General features: G+C 62.5%; 18 protein-coding genes and 1 pseudogene. 4 read left to right on the top strand and 15 right to left on the bottom strand.

Annotated elements, in window-relative coordinates; all coding sequences use genetic code 11:
* Positions 1-78: 78 nt before the first annotated feature.
* From FNL56_RS15880 to cysD, 3 genes are all read right to left on the bottom strand, one after another.
* Entirely contained in the window at positions 79-1,005 is a 927-nt protein-coding gene (locus FNL56_RS15880) for an IS110 family transposase (protein WP_143578592.1), read from the bottom strand.
* Between the two features lie 283 nt (positions 1,006-1,288).
* Positions 1,289-3,202, bottom strand: a complete 1,914-nt coding sequence (gene cysC / locus FNL56_RS15875; protein ID WP_143577988.1) for an adenylyl-sulfate kinase — start codon at positions 3,200-3,202, stop codon at positions 1,289-1,291.
* Between the two features lie 7 nt (positions 3,203-3,209).
* The gene (gene cysD / locus FNL56_RS15870) at positions 3,210-4,049 is read right to left on the bottom strand and encodes a sulfate adenylyltransferase subunit CysD (RefSeq protein ID WP_143582137.1); all 840 of its coding nucleotides are present in this window, start codon (positions 4,047-4,049) and stop codon (positions 3,210-3,212) included.
* Between the two features lie 215 nt (positions 4,050-4,264).
* On the opposite strand from cysD, the gene FNL56_RS15865 reads away from it, so the two are divergent.
* Positions 4,265-4,978, top strand: coding sequence for a phosphoadenylyl-sulfate reductase (locus tag FNL56_RS15865; protein ID WP_143573901.1), 714 nt, complete (start codon positions 4,265-4,267; stop codon positions 4,976-4,978).
* On the opposite strand, the gene FNL56_RS15860 is transcribed toward FNL56_RS15865, so the two are convergent.
* Together FNL56_RS15860 and FNL56_RS15855 are read right to left on the bottom strand one after the other, a co-directional pair.
* A complete protein-coding gene (locus tag FNL56_RS15860) occupies positions 4,975-6,144 on the bottom strand; it encodes a CmpA/NrtA family ABC transporter substrate-binding protein (protein WP_143573899.1) in 1,170 nt (389 codons plus the stop codon). The two genes, FNL56_RS15865 and FNL56_RS15860, sit on opposite strands and share 4 nt — an antisense overlap.
* Entirely contained in the window at positions 6,141-6,731 is a 591-nt protein-coding gene (locus FNL56_RS15855) for an ANTAR domain-containing response regulator (RefSeq protein WP_143573897.1), read from the bottom strand. The genes FNL56_RS15860 and FNL56_RS15855 overlap by 4 nt, the downstream gene beginning before the upstream one ends.
* Positions 6,732-6,842: 111 nt before the next feature.
* Here FNL56_RS15855 and rimO point away from each other — a divergent pair, with 111 nt between their 5' ends.
* On the top strand, positions 6,843-8,171 hold the full coding sequence (gene rimO / locus FNL56_RS15850; protein ID WP_143573895.1) for a 30S ribosomal protein S12 methylthiotransferase RimO: 1,329 nt from the start codon (positions 6,843-6,845) through the stop codon (positions 8,169-8,171).
* A 193-nt stretch (positions 8,172-8,364) separates the two neighbouring features.
* On the opposite strand, the gene FNL56_RS15845 is transcribed toward rimO, so the two are convergent.
* A complete protein-coding gene (locus FNL56_RS15845) occupies positions 8,365-9,339 on the bottom strand; it encodes a quinone oxidoreductase family protein (RefSeq protein ID WP_143573893.1) in 975 nt (324 codons plus the stop codon).
* Positions 9,340-9,394: 55 nt separating this feature from the next.
* Positions 9,395-10,120, bottom strand: a pseudogene (locus tag FNL56_RS15840) (CDP-alcohol phosphatidyltransferase family protein).
* 119 nt (positions 10,121-10,239) lie between these two features.
* Between FNL56_RS15840 and FNL56_RS15835 the strand changes: the two are divergent.
* Entirely contained in the window at positions 10,240-11,430 is a 1,191-nt protein-coding gene (locus tag FNL56_RS15835) for a UbiH/UbiF family hydroxylase (RefSeq protein ID WP_143577986.1), read from the top strand.
* On the opposite strand, the gene FNL56_RS15830 is transcribed toward FNL56_RS15835, so the two are convergent.
* A complete protein-coding gene (locus FNL56_RS15830; protein WP_143573887.1) occupies positions 11,427-12,380 on the bottom strand; it encodes an AEC family transporter in 954 nt (317 codons plus the stop codon). The two genes, FNL56_RS15835 and FNL56_RS15830, sit on opposite strands and share 4 nt — an antisense overlap.
* Positions 12,381-13,444: 1,064 nt before the next feature.
* Positions 13,445-14,797, bottom strand: coding sequence for a homogentisate 1,2-dioxygenase (gene hmgA / locus FNL56_RS15825; RefSeq protein ID WP_210245401.1), 1,353 nt, complete (start codon positions 14,795-14,797; stop codon positions 13,445-13,447).
* Between the two features lie 80 nt (positions 14,798-14,877).
* Here hmgA and FNL56_RS15820 point away from each other — a divergent pair, with 80 nt between their 5' ends.
* Positions 14,878-15,366: a MarR family winged helix-turn-helix transcriptional regulator gene (locus FNL56_RS15820; RefSeq protein ID WP_143577985.1), complete on the top strand. Its 489-nt coding sequence runs from the start codon at positions 14,878-14,880 to the stop codon at positions 15,364-15,366.
* Here the strand turns inward: FNL56_RS15820 and FNL56_RS15815 are convergent.
* The 6 genes from FNL56_RS15815 to FNL56_RS15790 form a co-directional block, all read right to left on the bottom strand.
* Positions 15,363-16,250 carry an IclR family transcriptional regulator gene (locus FNL56_RS15815; protein ID WP_143582136.1) on the bottom strand — a complete coding sequence of 296 codons (888 nt, stop codon included), beginning with the start codon at positions 16,248-16,250 and terminating at the stop codon, positions 15,363-15,365. The two genes, FNL56_RS15820 and FNL56_RS15815, sit on opposite strands and share 4 nt — an antisense overlap.
* Positions 16,251-16,331: 81 nt before the next feature.
* On the bottom strand, positions 16,332-17,597 hold the full coding sequence (gene fahA, locus FNL56_RS15810; RefSeq protein ID WP_143582135.1) for a fumarylacetoacetase: 1,266 nt from the start codon (positions 17,595-17,597) through the stop codon (positions 16,332-16,334).
* Positions 17,598-17,620: 23 nt separating this feature from the next.
* The gene (gene maiA / locus FNL56_RS15805; protein ID WP_143573879.1) at positions 17,621-18,268 is read right to left on the bottom strand and encodes a maleylacetoacetate isomerase; all 648 of its coding nucleotides are present in this window, start codon (positions 18,266-18,268) and stop codon (positions 17,621-17,623) included.
* Positions 18,269-18,346: 78 nt separating this feature from the next.
* Complete coding sequence (locus FNL56_RS15800; RefSeq protein WP_143582134.1) at positions 18,347-19,303, bottom strand: MBL fold metallo-hydrolase; 957 nt, start codon at positions 19,301-19,303, stop codon at positions 18,347-18,349.
* Between the two features lie 89 nt (positions 19,304-19,392).
* Positions 19,393-20,106: an ABC transporter ATP-binding protein gene (locus FNL56_RS15795; RefSeq protein WP_143576188.1), complete on the bottom strand. Its 714-nt coding sequence runs from the start codon at positions 20,104-20,106 to the stop codon at positions 19,393-19,395.
* Positions 20,107-20,114: 8 nt separating this feature from the next.
* On the bottom strand, positions 20,115-21,923 hold the full coding sequence (locus tag FNL56_RS15790) for a branched-chain amino acid ABC transporter ATP-binding protein/permease (protein ID WP_143582133.1): 1,809 nt from the start codon (positions 21,921-21,923) through the stop codon (positions 20,115-20,117).

The following is a 21,923-nucleotide window of genomic DNA, read 5'->3' as shown; positions in this document are numbered from 1 at the left end:
TCGTTCCCCGGACGCGGTGCACCGCGCCGCCGTTTGGCGGTGTGGTGCGCCGCAGATCCGGCAACTGTAATTTGCCCATCACGCGCGGAAGGGCTGTTGTTCCCTGATGATGGCGTTGAGGGTGAGCAGCAGTTTTCTGGCTACGGCAATGAGAGCGACCTTGGCCGGCTTCCCGGCTTTTCGCAGCGCCTGGTAGGTCTGTGCGAAGCGCGATCTCGTCCGGGTGACATACACTGCCGCCATGTAGAGTGCTTCGCGAACCCTGCGCCGGCCGCCGTGAATCCGCCGGGTACCGCGAAACTTGCCGCTGTCGGTGTTGAATGGCGCCAGTCCCGCCAAGGCCGCGATGGTCTTGGGCGAGCGTGAGCCAAGCTCGGGCATCAACGCCAGCAACGTGGCCGAGCATACCGGGCCGATGCCCGGCACCGACTGCATCAGGCGCCGGGCATTATGCAACGCCTGCTGCTGTGCGATCAGGGTGGCGATCTGCCGGTCGAAGTTCCGGACCTCCGCATCGAGCCAGGCGATGTGGGCCGAGAGGCTCGCGGCCAGATCCTTGGCGCCCTTGAGACGGGTGCGTTCCTGCTTGCGGAAGGCAACGAGCTGGTCGCGGCGCTTGTGCAACTCGGCCAACTGCTCGCGTGCTGGATCGGCCATGCCATCGGCGCCGGGGCGCAGGCACTGCGCCATGGCGGCCAGCATCCGCGCATCGATGGCGTCGGTCTTGGCGAGGAAGCCCGCGGCGCGGGCGAAATCGCGGGCGCGAGCCGGATTGACCCGGGCAAAGGCGATGCCGGCGGCGCCCAAGGCGTGGCGCAGTGCCTTGTCGTAACGGCCTGTGGCCTCGAACAGCACGAATACGTCGCTGCTGGACCACCCGGCGAGCAAGCCTTCGATCGCTTCCGGGCCGTTATCGACGCGGCGGACCGCGCCGACGCTGCCGTCGTACACATCAAGAAAATCCTTCGAGATATCGATTCCAACGAAGCCAGGATGTATCTTCATGGGGCCTGTCCCTGTGCTGCGAGGTCCGCCGCAGACGGCCTCGATCAACTGTTCAGGTGTGGGTATTAGCGAAGCGGGCGGGTGCCGAGCCGGATCACGGTCTTCTCGACCTGGGACCCAACGGCATACCGCCCGCACCCCATCATGACAGATCCTGACTACACAGGGCCCCGGTGGGGCGCTAAAAAAACCGGGATCCCGGATCTGCGAAGCGGCACTTCGCGCCGCATCGCGTCCGGGAAACGGCAAACCGTTTCATGCCGATGGCGCGAACGCCGGACAGTCAGATATTCGCCCCCAGATCGACGATCTGGTCGTGCAGCACGGCGCTCTTCCGCAGCATGGTCTCGATGCGGTCCACCGCTTCCCGCACGCTGGCCTGCGAGGTGTCGATCGCCAGTTCGACCGCCTCCGGCGCCTGGTACTCGTTGGAGATGCCGGTGAAATCCTGCAGGGTCCCGGCGCGGGCCCGGGCGTAGTGGCCTTTGGGGTCGCGCTGCTCGCAAATCGCGGCGGGGGTCGAGACGTAGATTTCGCGAAACGCGCTATCGACCATCCGACGGGCTTCCGCGCGGTCGCCGCGCGACGGCGACACGGCGGCGACGATCGCGATATGGCCGTTGCGCGCGAGATGACCGGCGACCTCCGCCAGCCGCCGGATGTTCTCGCGGCGATCATCGGCGGAAAAGCCGAGGTCGCGGTTGAGGCCGGCGCGCAGCGTGTCGCCGTCGAGCAGGATCGGCGAGCCGCCGATGTGAAACAGGCGCTGTTCCAGCGCCAGCGCCAGCGTCGACTTGCCCGATCCCGGCAGGCCGGTGAACCACAGCACGGCGCCATTGTGGCGATAGCGTCCCGTCCGCTCTTCCGGCCGCAGCGCGGACCGTACCGGCACGATGTCGCGCGGTACCGCGCGGCCGGCATCCACCGTGAGCACCAGCCCTCCCCCCGCAATGCGGCCATTGACCTCGATCACCAGCCGTCCGGTGCGCGGGTTGTCGGCATGACAATCCGCTGCCACCGGCTGGGCCAACGTGATGTCGATCTCGCCGACATGGTTGAGCGCGATTTCCCGGGTCTCGACATGGGCGAGCTTGCCGGGATCGATCGCCTTCTCGATCGCGACCACGGTGGCGCGGACTTCGCGGACGCCGAGCCGCAGCAGGATCGAGGCGCCGGCCTTCAGCGACTGCTCGTGCAGCCAGAAGATGCGGGCCCGCAGCCGCCGCGTTTCAGTCGGTACGGAGCCTGCATGCGCGATGACGTCGCCGCGCTCGATGAACAATTCGCGGTCCAGCGTGATGCCGACCGATCGCCCGGCGCCGAGCGCGCCCTCGATCGGCCTGGCCGACCATTGCTCGACCGACTTGACGCGCGCCACCTTGCCGGCGGGCATGATGACCACCTCGTCGCCGATGGCGAGGTGTCCGGCCTCGACGCGACCGGCGACGATGCGGCGGTCGTCGAATTTGTAGATCGCCTGCACCGGCAACCGCAGCGGCAATTGATCGAGCGCCAGCGCCGGGGTCAGCGCGTCCAGCGCCTCGACCACCGTCAGCCCGTGATACCAGCCGATCCGGTCGGTCAGTTCGGCAACGCCGTCGCCATCCCTGGCCGAAATCGGAATGATCGCGGCAGGAGCCACGCCGAGCGCGATCAGATGCGCGGCGATCTCCTCGCTGATCTCCGTAAAGCGGGCCTCGCTGAAATCGAAGCGGTCCATCTTGTTGACGACAACGGCGACCTGCTTCACGCCGAGCAGATGCAGCAAATAGGCGTGCCGCCGCGTCTGATCGCGCACGCCTTCCAGCGCGTCGATGATCAGCACCGCGGCGTCGGCCTGCGACGCGCCGGTGATCATGTTGCGCAGGAATTCGGCGTGGCCGGGCGCATCGATCAGAACGACGTCGCGCGCCTTGGTGCGAAAGCGGATCTGCGTGGTGTCGATGGTGATGCCCTGGTCGCGCTCGGTCTGCAGCGCGTCGAGCAGGAACGACCATTCGAACGCCATGCCGCGCCGCGCGCTGACCGCCTTCAGCATTTCCAGCTTGCCGTCGGCCAGACTTCCGGTCTCGTGCAGCAGCCGGCCGACCAGCTTCGACTTGCCGTGATCGACATGGCCGACGATGACGATCCGCAATTGCGGGCGCGTGGTGCCGTTGGGCATGACGAGGCTCGATGGATTAACGGGTTGGTTCATGCATCACCTACAGGTAGCCGGCGACGCGCAGCCGCTCGAACGCATCTTCGGTTTCGTGGTCGAGCGCGCGCCCGGCGCGTTCGGGAACGGTGCTGCCGTCGAGCTCGATCAGGATCTCAGCGATCGTGCTGGCCGTGGACGCGACCGGGCTGGTGATGTCGGCATCGCCCAGCGAGCGATAGCGCAGGCCATCCTTCGCCAGATAGAGCGGGATGATCGGGATGTTTTCGCGCGCCGTGTAGGCCCAGATGTCGGCCTCGGTCCAGTGCAGGATCGGATGGACGCGCAAATGCGCGCCATCGGGCGGCGAGGCGTTGAACTGGTCCCAGAATTCCGGCGGCTGGTCGCGCACGTCCCATCCGCCGTCGAGACCGCGCGGCGAGAACACGCGCTCCTTGGCGCGCGTCGCCTCCTCGTCGCGGCGGATGCCGGCGATCAGCCCGTCGAAGCCGTGTTTGGCGAGCGCCGACTTCAGGCCTTCGGTCTTGCGCGCCGCGGAGCGCGCAGCCGGCGGCAGCGTGGGGTCGATGCTTTCGATCGGCGGGCAGTTCTCGAGGATCAGATCGAGCCCCCACTCCACCGAGTATTTGTCCCGGAAGGCGTACATCTCCGGAAACTTCTTGCCGGTATCGACATGCATCGCCGGGAACGGCACGCGGCCGAAGAAGGCCTTGCGCGCCAGCCAGATCATCACATTGCTGTCTTTGCCCAGCGACCACAACAGCGCCAGCTTCTTGAGGCGTGCGAAGGCTTCGCGCAGGATGTAGATGCTCTGCGCTTCCAATTGATCGAGGTGGTCCATCGACACCACATCGGTCTGAGAGCGCTCAGGATTGGACAGTCCCATGGCTGGTCTCCGGGTCAAAAAAGCCGTCCGGAGAATCGTCTTTGCTCACGAAGCGGAATGCTCGGAGAAATTGAATCTCTGGAACTCGATCTGCAGGGTTAAAAAATCTACATTGCATACTGCCAATAGATAGAATATTATTCTATTTATTGGCAGTATATGACTGATATATAGAACTATCTTCTATTCAAGAAAATACATCGAGAGGTGCTGGGATGACGGCTCCGCCAGCGATTGAACATGTGGCCGCATGGCAGCAGGCGCTGCACGCGGCCTCCCCCGCTGACATCATTGCGGCGGCGCTGCGGGCGGTCGGCCGCGAGCATCTGGCGCTGGTGTCGTCGTTCGGGACGGAATCGGCCGCGCTGCTGAAGGTGATGGCCGATGTCGATCCCGCCATTCCCGTGCTGTTTCTCGATACCGGCTGGATGTTCGAAGAGACGCTCGCCTATCGCGACGATCTGGTGCGGCGGCTGGGGCTGCGCGATGTGCGGACCATCCACCCCGCGCCCGACACGCTGGCGAGCGAAGACCCCGAGGGCGACCGCTGGTCGTCCGACCCCGACTCCTGCTGCCGGATCAGGAAGGTGGAGCCGCTGGCGCGTGCGCTGGCGCCGTTCCGCGCCTGGATCAATGGCCGCAAACGATTTCAGGGTGCGTCGCGCGCCGCCATTCCCGTTGTCGAGCCAGACGGAGAGCGGTTGAAGTTCAATCCGTTCGCCAACATCGATGCAGAAGATATCCGGTTGATCTACGCCTCGGCAGGCCTGCCGCCGCATCCGCTGGTCGTCTCGGGCTTTGCGTCGGTCGGCTGCATGCCCTGCACCAGCCGCACCGCCCCCGGCGAGGACCCACGCGCGGGGCGCTGGCGTGGCCGCGACAAGACGGAATGCGGCATCCACGTCCCGCCCCCTGAAAGCGCGCCCTAGCCCTTCATATTGGCGATCTCGAATGACGCCAGGTGTACAGCAAGATTTTCGGGATTGAATGGCGGTCCGGCAAAGGCACCGATCGCGTCGCCGGTCACATTGGCATGCACCGCCAGACCCAGCGCCGCATCATAAAGATCCGGCCGGAATACCGCCTCGGCAATCTGCTGCGCCTCCGTGCTGAACGGCGCCTGGCCCCAGCGCACCATCTGGGCATAGAGCCAGGCGGCCTGCGTCGGATCGGGCCGCGCGGCGCCGTTACGGGCAAACGAAATGTAGTTCGAGCTCGCGCGCGGCGAGGCGCCCGTCGCCTGCACCAGCCGTCCTTCGAGCACCGTGCGGATGATGCCGGCATCGGCATCGACGCGGTCCGGCCGCGCCAGCAGCGCCGACACCTCGTCGCGGTTGCCGGGCTCCTCGATGAACTCCGCCGCCTTCTGGTGCGCCCGGATCAGGGCGGCCACCGTGTCCGGCCGCTCCTCGGCCCAATGGCCGCGCACCGCCAGCACCTTTTCGACGGCGCTCTGCAGGATGTCCGGGCCGAAATGCAGGATGCGACCGATGCCGCGATCGACCGCCACCGCATTCCACGGGGCGCCGACGCAGAAGCCATCGACAAGGCCGCTGGTCAGGCTGCCGACCATGAAGGGCGGCGGAAGCACTACAAGTTGCACGTCCTCGTCGGGATCGACGCCGCCGGCGGCCATCCAGAACCGCAATTGATAGTTATGGGTGGAATAGGGAAACGTCATGCCGAAGGTCAGGGCCGGCTCGCCGCGGCGACGCCTTGCCGCGACCAGGCGCGCCAGCGCCTGCGCGGTGGCGAGCGGATCGGTGATGTCGCCCTGCAGATGTTCTGAAATCTGCGCATGCAGCGCCGGTGACACCGTGATCGCATTGCCGTTGAGATTGAGCGTGAACGGCACCATGATCGGCACCTTGACGTGGCCGAGGCCGAGGCTGGAGGCGATCGCCACCGGCGCCAGCAGATGCGCGGCGTCGAACATGCCGATGTTGAGCTTGTCGCGCACGTTCGACCACGACACTTCGCGAACCAAGGTGACGTCGAGCCCCTCGTTTTTGGCAAAGCCCTTGTCGACCGCGACGATCAGCGAGGCGGCGTCGATCAGCGGAATGAAGCCGATATGCAGCGGTTGACCGGTCATTTCAGCAACTCCGCAGCGGTGATGATCGACTGCGCGATGTCACCGATTTTCTTCTTTTCGCGCATCGCGGTAGAGCGCAGCAATACATACGCCTCCTCTTCGCTGAGGCCCTTCAGCTTCATCACCAGGCCTTTGGCGCGGTCGATGATCTTTCGGTCTTCCAGCGCCGATTTGGTGCGTTCCAGCTCGTCCTGCAGTTTAGAGAAGGCGTTGAAGCGCGAGATGCACAGGTCAAGGATCGGCTTGATGCGCTCCTTTTTCAGCCCGTCGACGATGTAGGATGATACCCCGGCATCGACCGAGGCGCGTGCCGACTCTGAATCGCTCTGGTCGACGAACATCGCCACCGGCCGGCGCACGGCGCGGCTGACCTGGAACATCTGCTCGAGCACGTCGCGGCTGGGATTTTCGAGGTCGATCAGGATGACGTCGGGATCGAGCGCATAGATCCGCGCCAGTAGATTATGCATCTGGTGGATGTGCTGGACGTCGATATAGCCGGCCTCGCGCAATCCCTCTTCGAGAATCGCGGCGCGGATCGGGCTCTCATCGACAATCACGATTTTCGGCGACGATTCGTTCGGCATTGCGGCCCTGGTTCCCTGCGGACTACCCATAACACGGCTCCTGCCTGCTTAAAGCCTTGTATTTATGGGCAAATAGGCCTAGTTGCTGCCTCTCAATCAGGCAGATCAAACATGCAACAGGCCGCTGCGCCCAAAATTTCCTTTGTGTCGCTGGGATGCCCCAAAGCGCTGGTGGATTCCGAACGCATTATCACGCGGCTGCGCGCCGAAGGCTATGAGCTGGCGCGCAAGCATGACGGCGCCGACATCGTCATCGTCAACACCTGCGGCTTCCTCGACAGCGCCAAGGCGGAGTCGCTGGGCGCGATCGGCGAGGCGATGGCGCAGAACGGCAAGGTGATCGTCACCGGCTGCATGGGTGCGGAGCCCGAGCAGATCGAGGCCGCCTACCCCAACGTCCTCTCCATCACCGGCCCGCAGCAGTACGAGAGCGTGCTCGACGCCGTGCACCGCGCGCTGCCGCCGGTCTACAATCCGCATCTCGATTTGATGCCGCCGCAGGGCATCAAGCTGACACCGCGGCACTATGCCTATCTGAAGATTTCCGAAGGCTGCAACAACCGCTGCAGCTTCTGCATCATCCCGAAGCTGCGCGGCGATCTCGTCTCGCGGCCGGCCAACGAGGTGCTGCGCGAGGCCGAGAACCTGGTGAAGGCCGGCGTCAAGGAATTGCTGGTGGTATCCCAGGATACATCGGCCTATGGCGTCGATACCAAATATGCGACCTCGATCTGGAAGGACCGCGAGGTCCGCGCCAAATTCTATGATCTCGCCAAGGAGCTCGGCGAGCTCGGCGCCTGGGTGCGGCTGCAATATGTCTACCCCTACCCGCATGTCGACGAAGTAATCGGGTTGATGAACGCCAACAAGAACGTGCTGCCCTATCTCGACATTCCGTTCCAGCACGCCGCCCCCGACGTGCTGAAGGCGATGAAGCGCCCGGCAGCGCAGGACAAGACGCTGGCGCGGATCAAGAAGTGGCGCGAGGAGTGCCCGGACCTGACGCTGCGCTCGACCTTCATCGTCGGCTTCCCCGGCGAGACCGAGAGCGACTTCCAGTATTTGCTCGACTGGCTGGAGGAAGCACAGATCGATCGCGTCGGCGCGTTTAAGTATGAGTCGGTTGCTGGTGCGCCGTCCAATGCGCTCGGCAACGCCGTGCCGGAAGAGATCAAGCAATTGCGCTGGAACGCGCTGATGGAGCGCCAGCAGAAGATCTCCACCCGCCGCCTGAAGCGCAAGGTCGGCACCCGGCAGCAGGTGATCATCGACGAGGTCGGCCCGACAGTATCGAAGGGCCGCTCGAAATCCGACGCGCCGCAGATCGACGGTGCGGTCTACGTCTCGGCCCGCCGGCCGCTGAAGGTCGGCGAGATCGTTACCGCGAAGATCGAGCGCGCGGACGCCTATGATCTGCACGGAACCGTGGCGGGGTTCTGAACTCTCAGTGACGCGCTTTTTCCCTTCTCCCCTTGTGGGAGAAGGTGGCGCCGACGAAGTCGGCGTCGGATGAGGGGCCACTAGGCTCGGAGCGAGTTGCACCCCTCACCCGTCTCGAACCGCTTCGCGGTTCGATCCACCCTCACCCACCTAGCGAAGCTCCGCTTCGCGCGGGGGAGAGGGAAGAAAGAAGCTACGGCTTCAAAATCGACGCCCCGGTCGTCTTGCGCGCTTCCAGATCGATATGCGCTTTTGCCGCATCCTTCAGCGCGTAAGCATGGTTGATAGGCACATGCAGCTTGCCGTCGATCACCGCCGAGAACAGCGTGTCGGCGCCTTCCAGCAGTTCCGAGCGCTTGCCAACATAATCGTTCAGCTTCGGTCGCGTCGCGAACAGCGAGCCGTGATTGTTGAATTCGGCAATTGAGAACGGCGGCACCGGGCCGGACGCATTTCCGAAACTCACCCACATGCCGCGCGGCTTCAGGCAGGACAATGAACCCGGGAACGTGGTCTTGCCGACGCCGTCATAGACCACGTCGCACAACTCGTTGCGGCTGATCTGCTTGACACGATCGACGAAATTTTCCTCGTTGTAATAGATGACGTGATCGCAGCCATTGGCCAGCGCCAGTTCGCCCTTCTCCTTGGAGCCGACGGTGCCGATCACATGCGCGCCCATCGCCTTCGCCCACTGGCACGCCAAGAGGCCGATGCCGCCGGCGGCGGCGTGGATCAGCACGCGGTGATGCGGTTCGATCTTGAAGGTCTTGTGCAGCAGGTACCAGACCGTGAGGCCCTTCAGCATCAGCACCGCGCCCTGTTCGTAGGTGATGCGGTCCGGCAGTTTCACGCAGCGATCGGCGGCGAAGACGCGCTCGGTGGCGTAGCTGCCGAGGTTGGAATAATAGGCGACGCGGTCGCCGGGATGGAAACCCGTCACGCCGGGTCCGACCGCGATCACCTCGCCGGCGGCTTCGTTGCCGGCGATGAACGGCGATGTCGGCGCCTTGTAGAGGCCGGTGCGGAAATATACATCGATGAAATTGACGCCGATGGCGTGCTGGCGGATGCGGACCTCGCCGGGACCGGGGGCTGCGACCTCGACGGTCTCGTAAACGAGCGCCTCGGGGCCCCCCACCTTATGAACGCGCACAGCCTTGGTCATCGCTTCGCTCTCCAGAAGTATCTGGTTCCCAGCGATAGCCGACGCGCCGGTGTTGTCAACTGCGCGGCCTGAGCAGCCGCAGCATGGCGTCGGCGCCGACGATGTAGAGCGCGATGCCGCACAGCGCGGCGCTGACCGGCCAGGCGACGACGAAGTCCTACGCGATGGCAATGATCGCCAGCACGGCCCAGATCGCGATCAGCGCCAGATTGAGCCGCCGCCAGCGCGTCACACGCACCGGATGAATGACGTGGAACGGCACGAAGGTGAGCACCACCAGCGCCAGCACGGTCAGGCTGGCGAGGATGGGCGATGGCTTCAGCAGAAACAGATAGAACGCCGCGGCATTCCACAGCGCGGGAAAGCCGCGAAAATGATTGTCGGACGTTTTCATCCGCTTGTCGGCGAAATACAGCGCGCTGGAGACGACGATGGCGACGCCAAGCACGGTCGCGCTCCACGGCGCGAGCAGCCCGCTCTGCATGATGGCATAGGCCGGCACGAACACGTAGGTGATGAAATCGACCACGAAATCCAGCGCGTCGCCCGACCAGTCGGGCAGCACGCGGCGGACATTGAGCCGGCGCGCCAGCGGGCCGTCGATGCCATCGACGACGAGCGCCAGGCCGAGCCATCCGAACATCGTCGACCAGTCGCCGCGCACCGCCGCCATCATCGCCAGCAGCGCGATACCCGCGCCCGCGGCCGTGAAGACATGCACGGCGAACGCCGCGGCCTGGGCGGTGCGGGAGGCTGGCGGTGGCGGGCTGAGGGCGTCCATGGGCTGGGTCATGCTAGCAGCAATCGGGAGCCGTTGCCCAGCGGCGGATGCGACGCCGCAGGGCTGGCCGGCGCGAAAGCCGGCTTGAAATATGCCGCGCAAACGCCGATGCTCTTCTAATGACTGAAAGCTTCCTTCCCTACGACGTCGCCGTGGTCGGCGGCGGCCCTGCCGGCCTCGCCTCGGCCATCGCGCTGGCAGACGCCGGCGCCCGCGTCGCACTGGTCGCGCGTCGCGCCGCCTATGCTGACAACCGCACCACCGCGCTGCTTGGCGGTTCCACCGATTTCCTCGAACGGCTCGACGTCTGGCGCCGCTGCGCGGGGCAATCGGCGGCGCTGACCACCATGCGGCTGGTCGACGATACCGCGCGTCTGATCCGTGCGCCGGAAGTAAAATTCGTGTCCGGGGAAATCGGCATGGAGGCGTTCGGCTACAACATCGCCAACCGCGACCTGACGGCTGCTCTGGAATCCCGCGCCGACGAACTGCCCGGTCTCAGCCGCATCGAAGGCGATGCCGATACGGTCCGCACCGGCGACAGCGACGTCGTGATCCACACGACGCAGGGCACCTCGCTGTCGGCGCGTCTGGTCGTCGCCGCCGACGGCCGGCAATCGCTGTGCCGCGACGCTGCCGGCATCGAGGTCAAGCGCAAGCCGCTCGGCCAGTCCGCCCTCACCTTCAATCTCGCGCTCGGCCGTCCGCACCGCAACGCCTCGACCGAGTTCCACACCCCGTTCGGCCCCTGCGTGTTCGTGCCGCTGCCGGACCAGCGCTGCAGCGTGGTCTGGGTCTCGAAGCCGAAAGAAGCCGAGCGGCTGATGGCGCTCAGTGACGATGATCTCGCCGCCGCCGTCGAGAAGCAGTCGCATTCGATTTTCGGCCGCGTCACCGTCGAGCCCGGCCGCTCGCTTTTTCCGCTCGCCATCGAGACGCCGAACAAGGTTGCGAAAAACCGCGTCGTGCTGGTCGGCGAGGCAGCGCATGTGGTGCCGCCGATCGGCGCGCAGGGTCTCAACATGGGCCTGCGCGACGCCGACGACATCGCCCGCATCGTCAGCGACGCGATGCGTTCGGCCCAGGACCCCGGCGCCGAAGCCGTGCTGGGGCAATTCGAGCGGGCAAGGCGCAGCGATATCGCCAGCCGCACCTTCGCCATCGACATGGCCAATCGCTCGCTGCTCAGCGAGTTGCTGCCGGTGCAGGCGGTGCGCAGCGTCGGCATGCAACTGATCGGCGCCATCGCCCCGCTGCGGCGCCTCGCGATGCGCGAGGGCATGTCGCCGTCGCGGCGGCGGAGCTCCTAGGGAAACGCGATCTGCCCGGTCTTCAGCAGATACATCACCGATGTCAGCGAGATCACCGACACGAAGGTGCCAACCAGCACCGCGACCGAGGCCGGCTCGATCCAGGTGTCGTATTGCCGGGCGATCACGAACACGTTGAGCGCCGGCGGCAGTGACGCTAGCAGCACGGCGGTCGCCGCCCATTCCGGCGGGAACGGCCCGGCCAGCAGCAGCAACGCGAACACGATCAAGGGATGCACGATCAGCTTGACGCCGATCAGCGCCGGAACCTCCCACGGCACCCGGGCCAACGGCCGCAGCGCCACGGTGACGCCGAGCGTGAACAGCGCCACGGGGGCGGCCGAATTCTGCAAGAACGACAGCATGCCATCGATCGCCACCGGCATCTGGACGTGGAAGGCCGCCGCCAGCGCGCCGAGATAGGCCGCGACGATCAAAGGATGCAGCACGATGTGCTTGATGACGATGCCGATGGTTGGAAGCCACGGCCGCCTGTCGCCGGCGGTCAGGGCCATGGCCAGCGGCACGATCGAGAACAGGAAGATGCTGTCGAAGCAGAACACCAGCGCGGTCGGCACCGCTGCCTGGCTGCCCAGTACCGCCAGCGCCAGCCCCGGCCCCATATAGCCGATATTGCCATAGCCGCCCGATAGCCCGGCCATCGCCGCCTCGCGCAGCGTCAGCCGCCCGATCGCCTTGCCGACCCAGGCCGACAGGAAGAACGCGCTCGCCGTTGCCGCCGTGGTGGCGATCACGAATGGCAGGTTGTTGAGTTCCTCGAACGGCGTCTTCGCCATGATGCGGAAGAACAGCGCGGGCAGCGAGACGTAGAGCAGGAAGAAGTTCATCCAGGCGAGGCCGGCTTCGGGCAGGCTCTTCACCTTGCCGCAGGCAAAGCCGATGAAGATCAACCCGAAATACGGCAGCGCCAGGTTGAGAACATCCATCATCGGATTGCGTTTTTCTTCATTCTTGGCCCTATGTGGTTGGATACCCAATGATCTGCACTTTTGAGCCAGAGTTCTGGCGAACACAGGATTAACACCCTATCGACAGGCTGAAAAAGGCTTAGTCTTGGGTTTCACGCTCTCGACCCTCATTCGCGTCCTGCAGCCACTCACAAAGCAGAAATTGGCCATTCTGACTTCGCGCCATGTCGAGACGCCAAGAGGCAAGAGGTCATTCGGATCGCCTATCTTTCAAATCCAGTTGACTAAAAGGCCTCAGACCTAAGGCCTGGCACATTGCCGCGGCTTCTCAAATCTCAATGATCGTAAAGAACATATAGCGAACAGTTAGACGACCAATGAGGAATTGAAACGGTGCTGAGTATTCTGAAGAGAGGTTTGTAGAAACAGGGTTTGATGGCTGGGTGGGCTACGTCTTTGTCAACTAACGACGCGGCCACCGTCGGCCGAGCAATAAACGACATCCTCGCGAGTACTCCCCACACGCACACTGTCGGCAGCGGAACTTTCATCATTGCATTTGTGCAAAAAGGCGTAGCTGACGCCATCGATGTCGGGAGTTGAGGCCAGGTTGTGAATCGGCTTGGCCTTTGCCCCCGATCGGCGCCCAAGGCTGACCCCACACGAGATAACTGAAGCGCTGCAAATTACTTCAGATTTTTCCTTAGCACGGGGGCCCGTGTCGGGCGCCGGGGGGATATTCGGAGCCGAGACACAGCCATTCTCGGAGGAGATGACCATACGCGATTGCATCATCGGATGACGTCATTTTTCGCGGCCGAACTGGCGGGCGTGGTATCTTGCCACTTGCTTACCTGGTTGATCGTGGACCATCTGAATGCAGTGTCACCGGTTCCGGTACTGGATCAGTTCGCGGGCGGCAAAATGCCGCTTCGCTCCCTGTGGCCCCGTTGGCGCTCTATTCAACGAAAAGTGCGCGTTCTGATTGATGCACTGCTCCGCGCGGTCCAACAGCATGGGGCGGTCTTACAGCCTTGAGAATCGGTAGCCTGAAAGTTGACAAGTCAACGGAGAACCGGCGCTTCTTAGCGCTCGGTTGGATTGAAGTGGCTCACAAGGTGGCGTCCATATGCGCCGTAGCCCTTCTGTAGTTCGGGCGATGCAGCGGCGAACGCAGTTACCTGCTGAGGAAAGCGCGTCTCGATCATAAATGCCAGGGTCCCTTCCAGTTTCTGGGGTTTGAGATCGGCGTTGCTCGCGGTCTCGAATGCCTCGGCGTCTGGCCCATGCGGCAACATGCAGTTATGCAACGACACGCCGCCGGGAAGAAATCCTTCAGGCTTCGCGTCATAGCGGCCGTACACCAAGCCCATGAATTCGCTCATGACGTTCATATGGTACCATGGCGGGCGGAAGGTGTTCTCCCCGACCATCCATCTTTCGGGGAAGATCACGAAGTCGATGTTCGCCGTGCCGGGCGTTTCCGAGGGCGATGTCAGCACCGTGAAGATCGACGGATCTGCGTGGTCAAACAGGACTGGCCCCACGGGCGAGAATTTCCGAAGGTCGTACTTGTAGGGCGCGTAGTTGCCATGCCACGCCACGACATCCAGAGGTGAATGCTCGATTTCAGCACCCCAGATGGTGCCACCCCATTTCACTGCAAGATGCGATCGAACTTCTTTGACTTCGTATGCCGCTTCCGGCGTCAGGAAGTCGCGAGGATTTGCCAGACAATTCGCACCGATCGGCCCCCGCTCCGGAAGCGTGAAGGCGCCTCCGTAATTTTCGCAAACGTAACCGCGCGCGGACTTATCCAGCAGTTCGACCCGGATCTTCACTCCGCGCGGAATCACGACAATCTCGCCGGGCTCAACATCGATAACGCCAAATTCCATACAGAAGCGCAGCCGCCCATCCTGCGGCACGACCAACATCTCGCCATCCGCATTGTAGAAGTATTCGTCGACCATCGAGCGCGTCGCCAGATAGACGTGGGCACCCATGCCTGCCTGCGTTCCGGCGTCCCCCGCCGTTGTCATGCTGCGCATCCCTTCGATGAACGATAACGACTCCAACGTCATCGGCAGCGGATCCCAACGCAGCGGCGCAATCGGCATGTCGACCTCACGGGCCGGCGCCGTCCGCCACAAACGAGCATCCATTTTCTGGAAGTCGGACCAGTGCGCCACGGTGGGCCGAATGCGATACAGCCAGGACCGTTCATTCGTCTTGCGAGGCGCCGTAAACGGCGAGCCGGAGAGTTGCTCGGCGTATAGTCCGTAAGGGCACTTCTGCGGTGAGTTGCGGGCGACCGGAAGCGCTCCCGGAAGCGCCTCCGTCTCGCAGCCGTTACCAAATCCCGACATGTATCCGGGAAAGATTGCGGTTGGTCGCCTGAGTTCCGGGGTAGCCGGATTGGCTGTAAACATATTCATCTTGCGCTCCCTGTTGCTACCCTTCAAATGGGCCTACTCTGCAAATTAATATCATATCATATCATATGAGATGAACGTCAATGACTCGGCAACCTGCAAAGCGCTCATCTTCCAATCTCTCGCTCGGCGAGTTTTTGCCGTACCGCCTTTCGGTCGTCGCAGAGACTGTGAGCGCGCTCATCGCCAAGGGCTATGAGCGGCAATTCGGAATCACAATTCCAGAGTGGCGGGTTCTCGCGGTCATCGGAGAGAACGGCAAGCTGACAACGCAGCAGGTCATAGACCATACGCGAATGGACAGGGTACGCGTCAGCCGCGCCGTCATTCGGCTCGCCGACAAGGGTTTCCTCGCCAGAATTGCGAACCCTGCGGATGCCAGAGCCCAGATCCTCGCTTTTTCGCCGGCCGGTGCCGAGATTTACCAGCAGATCATTCCCTATGCGCGGACTATCCAAAGGAAACTCGTCGATTCGCTAAGTCCAGACGAGGCCAAGCAGTTGGTCGTGATCCTTCAGAAACTTGATGTATGCGCGAAGCTGTTGGACGAGACGACGTATCCTGAACTCTAGACGGGCGAATTGCCTGAGCCAGCCTTGGTGATTTTCTCTGGCTTTAGACGTTTTCCGGACTGGCGTGGCTCCTTCACGGGAATGCTGATATCCGACGCTTCAAGTTCCGGCATGTAGCCCAGATGCCGCGACAGTTTCTGGATCTCACCAACGATCCCGAGAAGCTTGCGATTGCCCGAATTGACGCTGAGTTCAGCGGCCGGACCGATCACTGTCATTCCGAACTGCATTTTCTGGCTTTGATCAAACACCGGGACGCTGACGGCGTTAACGCCGGGTACCGGTATGCCCGCCGTGACTGCGTAACCCTGCCGTCGGATCTCGGCGAAATCCTCGATCCATGATGCAGGAATTTTTTTATCCGCGTGACCGTTCGCCTTCTGCTCCAGGCGCAGCGCTTTGTTCAACAACGGTCTGACGACCTCGAACGGAAAGAACGCGGAAAACAGGCGTCCAGTCGCCGTACCCCTCACCGTATAAAGAGCGCCGACGCGCAGATTTACATGGACGGGGTAAGCTGCTTCATGGACCTGCACAATGGTCGGACCGTGAGCCCCCCACACGGTCACGGTGACCATAAAGCCGGTTTCTTCGGAAAGCCCGCTCGCGACATCACTTGCAATCCGCAACGGGTCGAGTGCCCGCATCCGGACCAGCCCGAGCTGAAGTGCCATTGGACCGAGGAGATAGCGCCCGCTCGTCGTTTCCTGTTCAACAAGGCCCATCTTACGATAGCTTACGAGATAGGAGTGGGCTTGGGCGGCCGTCATGTCAGCCTTTGATGCAAGATCACGCAGCATCGTTGGTCGGCCGAGTTCGATCAACGCATTGAGTATTCGTCCGCCAACCTCGATCGACTGGATTCCCCTGCCCTCGACGGCCATCTGATTTTCCTCAAAGTTTGTCCGTGCTTCGGTCGACCATGCTATACAGCCCCCATCCGACACGGCAATTTCTGTAACACATTAACTCGCCACGATTGTACCCTCGACGCTCCCGAATCCGATCCGGTATCCATCACCTTGGCAAAAACCTAGAATATTCACGGAATCGCCGTCCTCCAGGAACGTTCTTCGGGTGTGCTCGGCCAGCTCGACAGGCTCAGTGCCGTTCCAGCCTATCTCCAGCAAGCTGCCCCGCTGGTGCTTCTCCGATCCGCTGATCGTACCTGAGCCAAGCAGGTCACCCACATTCATGGTGCATCCCGATGACGCGTGGTGAACAAGCTGCTGCACGGAAGACCAGTACATATATTTGAAGTTCGTGTTCGAGATCGTGACGTAATCCTTCATGCGTGCTGCACGAAGCCCCACCTCAAGGCGCAGATCGTAATTGTTTGCCTTCGTCTGGCGGAGATAGGCCAGCGGTTCCGGCTCCTGCGCCGGGCCGTGCAGACGGAACGGTTCGAGCGCCTCGCGCGTCACGATCCAGGGACTGATAGAGGTCGCGAACGCCTTGGCCTGAAACGGTCCCAGCGGCACATACTCCCATTGCTGGATGTCGCGCGCGCTCCAGTCGTTCAGCAGGACGAAACCGAAGATCATCGCTTCGGCCTGGCATTCGGTCAGTCGCTCCCCCATGCGCGAGGATTGCCCAATGACGACACCGATCTCCAGCTCGAAGTCGAGGCGCTTGCACGGGCCGAACCACGGCACGTCCGCCGATGGCGGCTTGAGCTGGCCGTGTGGCCGCAGGACCTCTGTGCCGCTGACGACCACAGTCGAGGCCCGGCCGTTGTACCCGATCGGCATGTGCAGCCAGTTGGGTTGCAGGGCATTGTCCTTGCCGCGGAACATGACGCCGACATTGGTGGCATGCTCCCTGGAGGAATAGAAATCCGTGTAGCCGGAGACCGCGAGCGGGAGATGCAGTTTCGCCTTCTCAAGCGGAATCAGGGCCCGCTCGCGCAAGGCTGTGTCGTCCCGCAGTTCGGGATTGTCATGACGCAACAAGGCGCTGATGCGCGCACGCGTCTCAGTCCAGGCGACCGGTCCAAACGCCATGAACGGGTTGACGCTCGGTGAGGCGAAGACGTCGGACAGGCCCTCCCCCAGCTTGCCGGCTCTTTCCATCTCGGAAAGATCGAGAACGAACTTGCCGATGGCGACACCAACCCGCGGCGAAGGCGTCGCGGCCGTCGAGAACACGCCATACGGAAGGTTCTGGATCGGAAAATCCGACGACGGAACGACTTCCACGAAGGACCGGAGGCTGGGATCGTTGGGGTGCATGAAGCGAAGTCCTGGAGTGAGAGTTATTCGGCGTCCGGCTGCCTGCCAGGCTCGGCCGCAGTGAACGCATCGAGCATGGCCGATGCCGCGTCTATTTCAAGGATGCGGGTATAGAGAGACAGGTCGACTCCGAAACGGCGTGCGTTGAACACCTGCGGAACGATGCAGATATCCGCCAGTGTGGGCCGGTCACCCAGAGCGAACGGCCCGGGCAACCGCGCAAGACGTTCCTCGATCGCCTCGAAGCCACTCACGATCCAGTGTCGCGACCACTCGGCCCGCTCATCGTCGCTGACACCCAGCTCGATCAGGCGATTCAGCACGCGCAGATTTCCCACCGGATGGATGTCGCAACAGACAACCAACGCCAGTTCACGAACGATCGCGCGGGCTTCGACGGCCTCGGGAAGCAAGGGCGGGTTCGGATACATCTCATTGAGATATTCGATGATGGCAAGGGATTGAGCGAGGTGGAAGTTGCCATCCGTCCAATATGGCACCAGCCCGGCCGGGTTGATATTGCGGTACGCCGGCTGGGCCTGCTCGCCCTTTCTCAGATGGATGAACCTGTTGTCGGCGCTGAGGCCCTTCAGGCCCAGGGCAATGCGGACGCGATAGGCGGCGGTCGACCGGAAATAGCCATAGAGAACAGCTTCAGCGATCTTCGTCATATATTCTACTCCCGTTCGCCGCCAACAGTCACGCAACCATCCGTGCGCCAGACGTCTGATTTCGACCGGCGCGGTGCTTCACGCCTTTTGCAGGGAGTGCCACATCTGTTGATCGCGCTCTGCCGTCCAGATCACCGGATCGTCGATCCCGGAGGCTTCGTCGAACGCCCGCGAGACGTTGAATGGCAGGCAATGTTCGTAAATGGCAAAGCTCGAGAATTTCGGATCCATCACCTCTCGCGCGGCTGCCATCGTCTGCTTGAGGTGCCACCCCTTCGCGACCGCGGATTCCGCGGCACCATAGAGCGACGTCACGAAATCCCGTGTCATCGCAATGGCATCACGGCCCGTCGCAAGGCCCTTGAGCGCGTCACCGCGCCCGGGCGCGATTGCCTTCGGATTGAAGTCACGGATCTCGTTGAGCGTAGCTGGCCATTCGCGCAAGTGGGCGTCCCCGCAGTAGCAGGCCGAATGATATTCGATCAGGTCGCCGGAGAACATGACCTCCGCATCCGGAACCCAGGCGACGATATCGCCCGACGTGTGCCCGGCGCCGAGCTGCATCAGCCGCACCTCGCGCTTGCCGAGGTAGATCGACATCTCGCCTTCGAACGTCAGCGTGGGCCAGGTCAGCCCCGGAATGCTCTCTGAGCCCTGGAACAGTCGCGGAAACCGACCGAATTCCGAATCCCAGTCCTGCTGGCCACGCTCCGCCACGAGCCGATGGGTCTCCGAGGATGCGACCACAGCCTGCGCCTCAAACGCGGAGGCGCCGAGAACACGCACCGCGTGATAATGCGACAGCACGACATATTTGATCGGCTTGTCGGTCACGCTGCGCACGCGTTCGATGACCTTGTTGGCAAGCGCAGGCGTGGCCTGCGCGTCGAACACGATGCAGCCATCGTCGCCGACAATGACCGCCGAGTTTGGATCGCCTTCCGCCGTAAAGGCGAACAGATCGGTGCCGATCTCGGAAAATGTTATCTTCTTTTCAGCCATATCGGTGGTGGAGGCAAAGCCTGTCGTCGTCATTTCTGTAGTCCTTATGGGTGTGTCGGTATCACGGACGGCATGCCAAAAACCTACTCCGTAGCTGCCGATTTAGTCGTTGCCGACCACGTTTAGTGTGATGCGCCGAGGTACGCCCTGCGTACCTCGGGGTGCGCAAGCAATTCCGATCCAGATCCGGTGATGGTGATCCGTCCACCATCGAGCACATAGGCACGATCGGCAAGTCGCAGTGCCTGATTGGCCATCTGCTCAACCAGAAGAATCGTCATCCCCCGCGCCCTCAGGCCGCGAATGATGGAGAAAATCTCCTTGATGATCAGCGGCGCCAGTCCCAGCGAGGGCTCATCGAGCAAAAGCAACCGGGGCGCACCCATCAGCGCCCGCGCAATCGCCAGCATCTGCTGTTCTCCACCCGACAGCGTCGCCGAAATCTGGTCGCGCCGCTCGCGGAGACGCGGGAATAGCTCGTACTGCTCTTCGACCGCAGTCTGCATCGCGGCCTTGCCCAAACGCCGGGCATAGGCGCCCAGTTCAAGGTTGTCCCTGATGGTCTGGTCGGAAAATACCTGGCGCCCCTCCGGCGACAGGGCGATACCGATCTCTACGCGACGGTGTGGCTCCATCCGCGTGATTTCCGTATTGTCGAAAACGATCTGCCCGCTGCTCGGCAGCATCAATCCCGCGATCGACTTGAGAAGCGTCGTCTTTCCGGCGCCATTGGCCCCGACGATCGCGACGACCTCGCCTTCCTTCACCTCGATGCTCGCTTGCGAGACGGCCTCGATCGGCCCGTAGGAGACGTTGATGTTTTCGACCTGGAGCATTTGCTGTCTCACGGTGCTGATGCGGCCGAGGCGATCGGCACGCATTCTTCGTCCGGATCGTCAACGCCGAGATACGCCTCGGTGACCTTGCTGTTATTCTGAACCATGGACGGGGTACCCTCGGCGATCTTCTCGCCGTAATCGAGCACGATGATGTAGTCGGCGATCTTCATCACCAGATCCATGTGATGCTCGACCAAAAGCATCGTGATGCCCTGGTCGCGGATGCGCACGAGAAGATCGCCGAGCTCAGCAGTCTCCTGGGGATTCAATCCCGCCGCTGGTTCGTCGAGCAACAGCAGATCCGGCTCCGTCGCAAGCGCACGAGCCAATTCAACACGCCGCTGCAGACCGTAAGCCAGTCCTCCCGCGTTCTTGTCGGCGAAATCCGCCAAACCGACGAACTGCATAATGGCCTCAACATTGCCGAGCGCCTTTGCTTCCTCGCGTCTGGCAGCCGGCAGTCCGAGCAGAGACAACCAGATCCCGTTCGTCATGCATCGATGCTGGCCAACCAGGATATTGGTACGAACGCTGAGATCCTTGAACAATCGAAGGTTTTGAAAGGTTCGGGCGATGCCTCTCGCACAGATGGCGTGAACGGGCTTCTGCGCGATGCTTTCGCCGCGGAAAGTGATCGTTCCCTTGTCCGGCCGCACGATGCCCGACAGGATGTTGATGAACGTGCTTTTCCCGGCTCCGTTCGGTCCTATGAGCGCGTGGATGCTGCCGCCTGTCAGGGTCGCATCGAGATTCTGCGCCGGCTTCACGCCACCGTAGGACTTCGAAATACCCTGCGCCTGCAAGAGAACCGCCGACCGATCGGCTTTCACTTTATGTGCCAGTCCGCCGACGGCCGGAAGCGGAGGTGCCGGCGATGCCGCCCGCTGGCGTCCAAATTTCGAGAGGACATCATCCAGGAACCCAGCCAACCCGCGCGGCATCACATAAAGGGCGAACAGCAACAAGGCTCCGTTCGCAAAATGCTCGGCCCAGGTCCAGCGTGCCAGGACGCTATTGAGTATTGTCAGGAAAACCGCGCCCAGCAACGGACCAGCGAGAGAGCCACTTCCGCCGAACATCACCAGCAGCAGGATGAAGATCGACAGGTTGAAGTTGATGAAGTCCGAATTGATATACTGGTTCTGTTGCGCGACCAGAGCGCCTGCAAGGCCGCAGGTCGCCGCGGCGATCACGAATGCGATGATCTTGTAACGCAGTACGGGAACGCCCATCGCAGAGGCCGCAATCTCGTCCGCCTGGATCGAGAGAAGTGCCCGGCCAAAACGGCCGGTCAGCAGGTTGCACAACAGCAGGTACACCGCGAGCGAGGCCAGGATGCCAAACCATACCCACTGCTTCATGTCGAATGGAGAACCATTGAACGTTAGCGACTTGATCGCGTAGATGCCCATGGCCCCGCCGAACACGTCCGAGGTCTCGGTCACGAATTTTTCGACCACGATTCCAAACGCCAGCGTCACCATCGCCAGGCTCGGCCCTCTGACGCGCAAGGACGGCGCGGCGATCAGGATACCGAACAACGCTGATATAACGACCGCAACAATCAAGGCCAGCCACGGGTTCATGTCCCAGGACGTGGTGAGAAGAGCGGCCGAGTATGCGCCTGCGGCGAAGAGGCCAGCTTGTCCAAGAGATTTCTGACCGGCATAGCCCACGAGGACGTTGGTGCCGACGGCGCAGAGAAAATAGACGCAAATCGAAAACATAACGCGGAGATAGAAGTCGTTGCCAATGATTCCGACAATCAAAGCGGCCACGACAGCCAGACCGATGGCGACCAGTGTTCCTCGCAT

Source organism: Tardiphaga sp. vice304 (assembly GCF_007018905.1).
Taxonomy (GTDB): Bacteria; Pseudomonadota; Alphaproteobacteria; order Rhizobiales; family Xanthobacteraceae; genus Tardiphaga.
The sequence above is the reverse complement of the archived record's forward strand: the minus strand, read 5'-3'. Positions and strand labels throughout refer to the sequence as shown.